A 5993-nucleotide genomic window follows, 5' to 3' on the forward strand; every position below is an offset into this window, starting at 1 on the left:
CGCGAGGTGCGCAAATACGGGGCCCAGGTGATCAAGATCTGCGCCACCGGCGGCGTCTTCTCGCGCAACACCGAGCCGGGCCAGCAGCAGATGACCCTGGCCGAACTGACCGCCGTCGCCGACGAGGCGCATATGTGGGGCCTCAAGGTCGCCGCCCACGCCCATGGCGCCTCGGGCATCGCCGACGCCATCCGCGCGGGCGTCGACACCATCGAACACGCCTCCCTGATCGACGCCGAGGGCATCCGGCTGGCGGTCCAGCGCGGGACCTGGCTGTCGATGGACATCTACAACACCGACTTCACCCAGGCGACGGGCACCGAGTTCGGCGTCACCGAGGACAATCTGCGCAAGGACCGCGAGATCGGCCAGCTGCAGCGCGATAATTTCCGCGCCGCCCACCGCGCCGGGGCCCGGATGGTGTTCGGCTCCGACGCCGCCATCTATCCGCACGGCCAGAATGCGAAACAGTTCGCCGTCATGGTCGAATACGGCATGACCCCCGCCGAGGCGATCCGCGCCGCCACCTGGAACGCCGCCCAGGCGCTGGGTCGGGAAGGGGATGTCGGCGCCATCGCGACGGGCCGCTACGGCGACCTGATCGCCGTGTCGGGCGACCCGCTGGCGGATGTGCGGATGCTGGAAACCGTGCCCGTGGTGATCAAGGGCGGGACGGTGGTCCGGGACGCGCGCTGAGCCTCAGACGTAGATGCGCGGAACCCGCGCCGTGACCGAGGTCAGCAGCTCATAGGCGATGGTCCCCGCCGCTGCGGCCGCGTCGTCCAGCATCCGGTGGGCGCCGAACAGCTCGACCCGGTCGCCCACGGCGACCTCCAGCCCGGTCACGTCGATGGCGCAGACATCCATCGACACCCGGCCCACGATTGGCCGCAGCTCACCCCCGACGGCGACCAGTCCCCTCGGACTGTAAGCCCGCAGCACGCCGTCGGCGTAGCCCGCAGCGCAGGTCGTGATCCGCCTCGGCCCATCCGCGACGAAACCGCGCGAATAGCCGACGCTCTCGCCGGCCGCCACGTCGCACACCTGCAGCACCTCCGCCGACAGGGTCGCCACCGGCCGGATGCGCGGGTCCGGCCGGCCTTCCGGGCCGCCGCCGTACAGGCAGACGCCGGGCCGCGTGGCGTCGAAGCCGTAGTCCCTTCCGAGAAAAATCCCGCCCGAATTGGCGAACGACCGCACCGCGCCCGGGTAGCGCGCCGCCGCCGCCGCGAAGGCGTCGCGCTGGCGCGCGTTCATCGGCTCGGCCGGATCGTCGGCGCAGGCCAGGTGGCTCAGCACCAGGTCCAGACCCGCGAACGGCTCCGGGGCCGCCTCCGGCCGGAAGCCGAGGCGGTTCATGCCCGTGTCGATCTGCAGGCCGCAGCGCCCGCCGCCGGCGGCCCGCCACTCGGCGATCTGGGCCTCGGTGTTCAGGATCGGGCGCAGGTCCGCGGCGCGCAGCCGCGCGGCCCGCCCCGTCAGGCACCCGTCGAGCACATAGATGGCTGGCGTGGCGCCGAGCGCCGCGCGCAGCTGCTCGCCCTCGCGGGTCCGGGCCACGAAGAAGGTCCGCGCCCCTTCGCGCATCAGCCGTTCGGCGCAGGCCGCGGCGCCGAGGCCGTAGGCGTCGGCCTTGACCACCGGATGCGCCGGCGCGCCGCCGATTCGCTCCAGCGTGCGGAAATTGCCGGCGAGGGCGTCCAGATCGACGGTCAGGGCGGCGGGGGCGGTCATGCCCCATCTAGGGCCAGCGCGTTGTGCGATGCAACAACCTGCCTACAGACGGGGGAAGGCCTCTCCGGCGGCGTCGAACAGATGCGCCTCGCCGGCCGGCACGCGCACGGTCAGGGCCTCGCCCACGGCCGGGCGCGCGTCGCCCGGCAGCAGCACCGTCAGCGGCGCCGCCGCCGCGCCCAGATGGGCGTAGGTGGCGTGGCCCAGCGTCTCGATGAAGGTCACTGTGGCGGCGACCGGATCGCCCTGGCCGGACGGGTCCAGATGCTCGGGACGTACGCCGAGGGTCACGGCCTCTCCCGGCCGGGCGCGGGCGGCGTCGACATCGACCCTGACGCAGTCTCCGGCCGCCGTGCGCACGGTCGCGCCGGCGGCCGAGGCGGCGACGATCTCCGCCGGCAGCAGGTTCATCTTCGGGCTGCCGATGAATCCGGCGACGAACAGGTTGCGCGGCCGGGCGTACAGCTCCATCGGCCGGCCGATCTGTTCCACGGCCCCCTCGTTCAGCACCACGATCCGGTCGGCCAGGGTCATGGCCTCGACCTGGTCGTGGGTGACATAGACCATGGTGGTCTTCAGCCGCTCGCGCAGGGCGGCGAATTCATAGCGCATCCGCACCCTCAGGGCGGCGTCGAGGTTGGACAGGGGCTCGTCGAACAGGAAGACCTTCGGCTCGCGCACGATGGCCCGGCCGATGGCGACCCGCTGGCGCTGCCCCCCGGACAGGGCCTTCGGCTTGCGGTCCAGATAGGCCTCGATGTTCAGCGTCTCGGCCGCGGCGCGGACCCGCCGGTCGATCCCGACCTTGTCCATTTTCGCAAGTTTTAGACCGAACGCCATGTTTTCATACACGGTCATATGCGGGTAGAGCGCATAGGACTGGAACACCATGGCGATCCCCCGCTCTGACGGGGACAGGTCGTCGACCGTCCGCCCGCCGATGGCGATCTCGCCTTCGTCCGCCGCCTCCAGCCCGGCGATGGTGCGCAGCAGGGTCGACTTGCCGCAGCCGGACGGGCCGACGAAGACCACGAACTCACCGTCCGCGATCTGGAGATCGATTCCCTTCAGCACCTCGACGGCGCCGAAGCGTTTGCTCACCCCGCTCAGCCGGACGTCCGCCATGTTTCCTGCCCGCCGCTTCTGGCCCGGGGCCTAGAGTGAAATCGGTTTGGACGCGATCGCGTCCAAACCCGGATATTCGCTCCAGGATTATGCTGAAGCCTGATTCACGGCATCGGCGGAATCGCGAAGCGATCCACCTCAACCGATCAGGCTCTAGCGTAAACGGTTACAGGCAAGGCGCAATCCTCATGCCGGGCCGGGCCGCAATGCGCCCAGAGCGAAATCGGTTTGGACGCGATCGCGTCCAAACCCGGATCTTCGCTCCGGGATCATGCTGGAGGCTGATTCACGGCATCGGCGGAATCGCGAAGCGATTCCTCCTCAACCGATCAGGCTCTAGCGGGGCCCGCGGGCCCTGGGGGGCTTGCCGGCCGGCGGCTTGCCGCGGGCGTCCCTGGGAGCCCACGGGCGATCGCCGCCCCTGGGCTTGCCCTTCCATGGCCTGTCGCCGGCCGCGACCGGAGCGGCCTCGGCGTCGGAGCGCGGCGCCCACGGCGTCCTGCCCTCGGCGGCCGGCTTCTTCACCCACGGCTTCTTGCCGGGAGGCGTCGGGGCGTCGGCGGTGCGCTTGACCCAGGGCTTCTTGCCCTCGGCGGGCGGCGCCGATTCCTCGCGCTTGACCCGCGGCTTCTTGCCGTCAGCGGCCGGCGCGTCGTCGCGTTTGACCCAGGGCTTCTTCTCGCCCTGCGGACGATCCTCGCGCGGCTTCCAGGCCGGTTTGTCGCCGCCGTCCTCGCGCGCCTTCCACGGCGTCTTCTCCGGACGATCGCCGCCCGCGCCGGGCTTCTTGTCCCAGCGGCCGGCCGGCTTCTCCGACGGGCCCGGCTTGACGGCCGGCTCGATCTTCACGCCGTCCTCGAGTCCCTGGCCGATGGCGGCCTCGAACTTCGCCTTCATCTCCTGGGTGATCTCGAACTTGGTCTCGCGCTCGAAGATCTTGATCGAACCGATGTCGCGCTTGGTCACGTGACCCAGGCGGCAGATGGTCGGCATCAGCCATTTCGGGTCGGCGTTCTTGTCGCGGCCGATGTTGATGCGGAACCAGGCCATGTCGCCGCCGCGGGCGAAGTCCGTATAGGGCACGTCTTCCTGGCCCTTGTCGTTCTTGCCGGTGGCCTGCTGACGCTTCATCCGCTCGTCGTCATAGACGTCTTCGGGCGCCGGCAGCTTTTGCTGGTAGAGGCGGATCAGGGCGGCGGCGATCTGCTCCGGCGTGCTCTTCTCCAGCAACTGCCGGCCGAGGCTCAGCGTGTCCTCGTCCTCGACCGGGGCGGTCAGCGCCGGATCGGCCAGCATCCGCTTGCGGTCGTTCTCGAGGATCATCTCGGCCGACGGCGGGCCCGACCATTCGGCCCTGATCGAGGCCGACTGAAGCATCAGCTCGACCTTGCGGCGGCGGGTGTAGCTGACCAGCAGGACCGAGACGCCCTTCCTGCCGGCCCGGCCGGTGCGGCCCGAGCGGTGCAGCAGGCCGGCCTTGTTGACCGGGATTTCGGCGTGGATGACCAGGCCCAGATCGGGCAGGTCCAGCCCGCGGGCGGCCACGTCGGTGGCCACGCAGACCCGCGCATGGCCGTCGCGCAGCGCCTGCAGCGCCTCGGACCGCTGGCTCTGGGTCAGTTCGCCCGACAGGCCGACGACCGAGAAGCCGCGCTCGCGCAGGGACGAGGTCAGGTGCTTGACCCGCTCGCGGGTGTTGGCGAACACCAGCGCGCCCGGGGCCTCGAAATAGCGCAGCACATTGACGACGGCGAGCTCGACCTCGTTCGGGGCGACGCGGATGGCCTTGTATTCGATGTCGGCGTGCGACCCGGCGCCGGCGACCGTGTCGATGCGCAGGGCGTCCTTCTGATAGGTCCTGGCCAGCTGCACGATATCGCGCGCCAGGGTGGCCGAGAACATCAGGGTGCGGCGCTCGGCCGGGGCGGCGTCGAGGATGAAGGTCAGGTCCTCGTGGAAACCCATGTCGAGCATCTCGTCGGCCTCGTCGAGCACCACCGCCTGCAGCGTCGACAGGTCCAGCGCGCCGCGCTCGAGGTGATCGCGCAGCCGGCCCGGCGTGCCGACGACGATATGGCAGCCGCGCTCCAGCGCCCGGCGCTCGACCTTGGGGTCCATGCCGCCGACGCAGGAGACGATGCGGGCCCCGGTCTGGGCGTACAGCCACTGCAACTCGTTCGACACCTGCAGGGCCAGCTCGCGGGTCGGCGCGATGACCAGGGCCGCCGGCGCCCCGAACTCGGCGAATTTCTCCGCCTCGCCCAGCAGGGTGGGGGCCAGGGCCAGGCCGAAGGCGACGGTCTTGCCCGAACCGGTCTGGGCCGAGACCAGCAGGTCGCGGCCCATTCCCGGCCGATCAGGGCCATCCTCGTTCAGCGCGGCGTCGAGCACGGCGGACTGAACCGGCGTCGGCTCGTCGTAGCCACGGGCGGAAAGCGCGCGGTCGAGCGCGGGATGACTGGCGGGGAAGGGCATGGATCGGTCCGTAAGGCGCCGGGCCGGCGCGCGCCAGCCCGGCGGGGCGGCGAGGGGGCGCCCCTATGCCCGCCGATCAAGGCGGAAGCGCGGCCCTTCCGTTCCTGACGGGTCCGGCGGCGACGGTGACAAACGACTCCCGTTCGGTAAAGCTGCGGCCCGAGGGAAGGGGATGTCCATGTTCAGAACGCTGCTCGTCGCCACCACGGCCCTGACCGTGCTGGCCCAGCCCGCCGCCGCCTGGACCGCGGCGCCCCAGGACGGGGCCCGCCCGATTCGCCCGGGCCAGACCGTGCAGGGCGACCTGCGGCGCGGCGACGACACCCTCGACAGCGGCGAATACAACGACACTTGGATCTTCCCGGTCCGCGCCGGCGAGCGCTATGAGGTCGTCCTCCCGGCCACCGCCTTCGACCCTTACCTGCTGGTGCGCGGCCCGGGCGGCCTCAGCGAGGACAATGACGACGATCCGGCCGCCCGCGGCGGGCGCGACAGCCGCATCCGCTTCACCGCCCCGGCCGCCGGCGAGGTCGAGATCGGGGCCACCAGCTACGAGCCCGGCGAAACCGGGGCCTATCAGCTGACGCTGACGGCGGCCGGGGCCGAGGCGGCGCGCCCGGACCGCGCCGGCCCGGCCGGGGCGATCGCGCTCGGCCGCC

The 5993-nt window shown here is 71.4% G+C and carries 5 protein-coding genes; 2 read left to right on the forward strand and 3 right to left on the reverse strand.

Features of this window, described 5'->3' with window-relative positions; translation table 11 throughout:
• Positions 1 to 696: amidohydrolase family protein (locus tag Q0588_RS15495; protein WP_298748050.1), on the forward strand; the 696-nt coding region annotated here is incomplete at its 5' end.
• Positions 697 to 699: 3 nt separating this feature from the next.
• Here the strand turns inward: Q0588_RS15495 and alr are convergent.
• The 3 genes from alr to Q0588_RS15510 form a co-directional block, all read right to left on the reverse strand.
• The gene (alr, locus tag Q0588_RS15500) at positions 700 to 1734 is read right to left on the reverse strand and encodes an alanine racemase (RefSeq protein WP_298748052.1); all 1035 of its coding nucleotides are present in this window, start codon (positions 1732 to 1734) and stop codon (positions 700 to 702) included.
• 42 nt (positions 1735 to 1776) lie between these two features.
• Positions 1777 to 2859, reverse strand: a complete 1083-nt coding sequence (ugpC, locus tag Q0588_RS15505; protein WP_298748055.1) for a sn-glycerol-3-phosphate ABC transporter ATP-binding protein UgpC — start codon at positions 2857 to 2859, stop codon at positions 1777 to 1779.
• Between the two features lie 336 nt (positions 2860 to 3195).
• On the reverse strand, positions 3196 to 5334 hold the full coding sequence (locus tag Q0588_RS15510) for a DEAD/DEAH box helicase (RefSeq protein ID WP_298748058.1): 2139 nt from the start codon (positions 5332 to 5334) through the stop codon (positions 3196 to 3198).
• Between the two features lie 178 nt (positions 5335 to 5512).
• Here Q0588_RS15510 and Q0588_RS15515 point away from each other — a divergent pair.
• Positions 5513 to 5993 (forward strand): PPC domain-containing protein (locus tag Q0588_RS15515; protein WP_298748061.1); only part of this gene is annotated, 481 nt, incomplete at its 3' end.

Source organism: uncultured Brevundimonas sp. (assembly GCF_937870815.1).
Lineage (GTDB): Bacteria > Pseudomonadota > Alphaproteobacteria > Caulobacterales > Caulobacteraceae > Brevundimonas.